Here is a 4,213-nt window from a genome sequence, read left to right on the forward strand (position 1 = left end):
TAACGAACTCAGAGCAATTTTTCAAAACCAAAACAATTTTTCATACCCAAAGCAATTATTTAATAATCCAATAACAAAAAAGTATACTGAATAAAAATTCATGACATAAAATAGCCTCAAAAAAACGCAAATAAAATAAAATACAATAAAATTAATTAAAAAAGACAGTACACCCAATAGTGCAATTCATCCACAACTTGCAGAAGTTGTGGTATTCTTGCATTTTAAAGATAAAAAATACTTTCATACAACACTACCAAAATCCGAAAAAAAAAGATACAGAACAGAACAAAGAGTATTTAATCAAATCTACAACAGAAATAGCTGGATGAAAAAAAAATAAAATTCCAACTAAAAAATTGACAAGATATCTAAAATCACAAAAATATTAAATGGTTTATTATAAATATAATAATAATTTATGAGTAATGTCATTTTTCAAGCTACTGCTTCTATGGATTATGACCTCTTTGAATTTTAAGGAGAGAATTTTAATTGAAGAATAATGTTAAATTTGTAATGAATCTGGAGGATTGCAATTACAATGTTATTGAAGAGGCTTTCAAAAAGGCAAAAGGCATTTTCAATTGGCAGCTTGATGAAGATTACAATGCAATTTTAATCAATGAAGATATTGATTATCGCTTCATTGATGTTTTGGATTTTAAAAAAGATATAGGTGACCTCACAGATTCCTTTTTTAAGTTAGATTTTGATGATTCAATTAATGTGCCTCTTTATAAATTCATGGTTTTAAAAGATAATGATAAATTCAAAATTTTAGCCAATATAAGTTCCCTGATATTTGATTACACTTCAATAAACGACTTTTATGAATTATTCGATGATTTAAATAAATCCTCTTTAAGAAATGATTTGGATACACATTATACTAAAGTTAATGATTACCTGAACTCCCCTGATTTTAAAAAGAATAAAAATTACTGGAAAAATTTTATTTTAAACTCAAACAATCACGTCAAATTCTATAACCTAAAGGATAACAACTGCAAAAGCCAAACAATCAATGTCAATGAGGATTCTGTCAACTCTTTCATTAACGCTAACAGTTGCTCATTATTTGAGTTTTATGGAAGCGCATTCTCAATGTACTTGTCACGCATCGACAGACTTGACGGAAGCATTTTAAAAACTGTTATCCCTCAAGAAAACGTAGTTTTAGATAAAAATGCTCTTTTAAAAGTTGACGTTAACAGGGAAAACTCATTCAACGATTTAATTGATGTATTCAGACAGACATTAGTTAATGCCCTTGAAAAAACAAAAGTTGACATTACCTGTTACTTAGATGAGAACCCCTCTTATTATTCAATCCATGATTTCACTGATTTAAATAGGAACATTCGTGTCTTAAACGGAGATAACTCCGCATTAACCTTAAACATCTATAATGATTCATTGGAGCTTGTCTACAATTCGAATTTATTTTCAGATATTTACATTAATCATATGGTTGGAAATATTGAAAGCTTGATTGATGAGCTTTTACATTTCCCGACCCAGTTAATCCGAGATATTGATGTACTTTCCAGTGAAGAAAAGGCATTGCTTTTAAAATATTGCAAGGGAAAACGAGCTAAAGTCGATGAAAATAGATTTTTATCACATGGTTTTCGTGAAAACGCCTTGAATAATCCGGATGCTCTCGCAGTTGATGACGGCGTCAATAAAATTACTTTCGGTGAGCTTGAAAAGTCAAGCAATTCAATTGCCAATGACTTAAGGGAAAACTATAACATTGGTCAGGGAAGCCGTGTTGCATTAATGCTTATGAGGGATTATCACTTTCCGGAAATTGTATTGGCATTAAATAAGATTAATGCCACATTCGTTCCGATTGACCTTTTCTATCCGATAAAGCGTATTGAATACATGCTTAACCTAAGCCAAAGCGAATATATAATTGCAACTAAAACAATAGCGGATTCCTTTGATTTAAAACAGAAGGTCATTTATTTGGAAGACTTGAATGATTCGGATGAGGCGGATGTTGAAATTACCACCATGGGCGACGATTTATTCACAATACTATTCACATCCGGAACTACAGGACTTCCTAAAGGAGTGATGGTTTCCAACAGCCAACTTCCAAGAGTGGGAACATCATTCAAAGAAATCTTCAACTATTCCGAAGGTGACGTAATAGGTCACTATTTGGGCTTTACCTTTGTAGCATCATTTGTAATCTATGCGACGCTCTATTTTGGAGGATGCTGCAGAATATTCAATGAAAAGGAGCAGAAGGACAGTTTGCTGTTAATTAAGGAGCTTAAGGAAAATCATCTAAACAGTATTATTCTGCCTCCAGGTATCGGCATTCCAATTTATGAAAATGAAGACCTACAACTGGATTATCTTGTATTGGCAGGTGCCAAACTCAATGAATTGAGCAAAAAGAAAAAACACACCAGGTTGGTTAATTTCTATGGAACTACAGAAATAATCTGTGGTGTAACAAAAATATATGATTCAAAAGACATTAAAGACAATAATGTACCTCTGGGCAGTCCTGTTGCCAATACTGATGTTTATATTTTAGATGATGAAAATAATCAGATGCCTATAGGAGTTCCGGGAGAAATTTGCGTTTCCAACAATTTCATGAGTCGTGGATACCTTGACAATCCTGAATTGACAGATGAATTATTTATAGAAAATCCTTTAAGCGATTCTGAATATAATAGGATAATGTATCGTACTGGAGATATAGGATTTTACAATTTTGATGGTGAAATAGAAATCATCGGACGTGAAGATGATCAACTTTCCGTCAGAGGATTCCGTATAGAATCGGATGAAATCCTAAGAATAATGAACGGCTTTAATGAGATTTTAGACATTTATCTAGATGTTGACAATGATAACTTAATTGCATATTACACAACTGATGATAATTTGGATATCAATGAAGTAAAAGAGGCTTTAATGGATGAACTGCCTTATTATATGATTCCATCTCTTTTCATTGAACTGGACGAGATTCCGTTGAATATAAACGGTAAAATAGATAAGTCCCGATTGAAAACAGCAATTAATAATGAGAGCATTGAAATAGCTGATGAGGTCATAAGAGCTGTCGCTGATGCCTTTAAGGAAGTCCTGAATCTTGACTTTGTTTTGATTGATGATGATTTCATTGCTTTGGGAGGGAATTCACTCTCTGCAATGAAGCTGCAGCTGGCAGTGAATGAAAAGTTAGGCGTTTATCTCTCATCAAACGAACTTATTGAACTTTCAACGCCAAATAATATAGCAAATCACATTAAATTTAATTTAAACATTCACACACCAATCGATGATGATAATTATACTTTTGACAAAGCATGGCCCCTATCAGAATCACATTTAAACGTTTATCTTGACGAAAGCGTTAACGATATGGGCACTGCATACAACAACCCATTTAAAATAGATTTCAATGACAACTATTCAGTGGAGGAAATCCGGAATGCATTAATTAAATTGTTTGAAGTATTTCCTGTTTTAAAGGCACGGATATTAAATGATGATGGAGACCTTTTCTTTACCTTTGACGGCGAGCCTGAAATTAATGAAGGATCAGTCAATGACATAAAATCCTTCGTTAAGCCATTCAAATTTGACAAATCATTGTCAAGATTCCTTATTGTTGAAAATAGCCTATGTGCCGATTTCCATCATATGATTTTTGACGGTACGTCACTAAAAATTTTATTAAACAGATTAATTTCAATCTTAAGCGGCGAAGAAACTGATTTTACCGATTACGGATTATTGAGGCAGATTTCATTTGAAGAAAATATCGATTCCGATTATATGGATGGCGCTCATGAATTCTTTTCCCTCATGCTGGCGGACGTGGAGGAAATCCATGATTTGCTGCCGTCAGTTAATGACGATAATGACGAGTTTGAATTCATCGATTCATTTGATATTGATTTTGAGGATTTGAATTCATTTTTACAAAGTCATAAACTGACACATAACCAGTTCTTTGCAAGCGTTTTTGCTTATACCTTATCAAGATTCACAAGTTCGGATAAGATTCTTTTCAATATCATTGAAGATGGAAGAGGACATATTGATTTATCAGACTCCGTAGGAATGTTTGTCAAGACGTTGCCTGTTCTTATTGACTGTTCAAATAATGATGCCAATTCATTCCTTGATTATTCCTCAGATTTAATCAATTCAGTTATGAAATATGATTTGT

1 protein-coding gene is annotated in these 4,213 nt (G+C 32.7%); it reads left to right on the plus strand.

Features of this window, described 5'->3' with window-relative positions:
• Positions 1-495 precede the first annotated feature (495 nt).
• Positions 496-4,213: AMP-binding protein (locus tag ACJMLO_RS09690; protein WP_405296275.1), on the plus strand; the 3,718-nt coding region annotated here is incomplete at its 3' end.

The organism is Methanobrevibacter sp. (assembly GCF_045120835.1).
GTDB lineage: Archaea > Methanobacteriota > Methanobacteria > Methanobacteriales > Methanobacteriaceae > Methanocatella.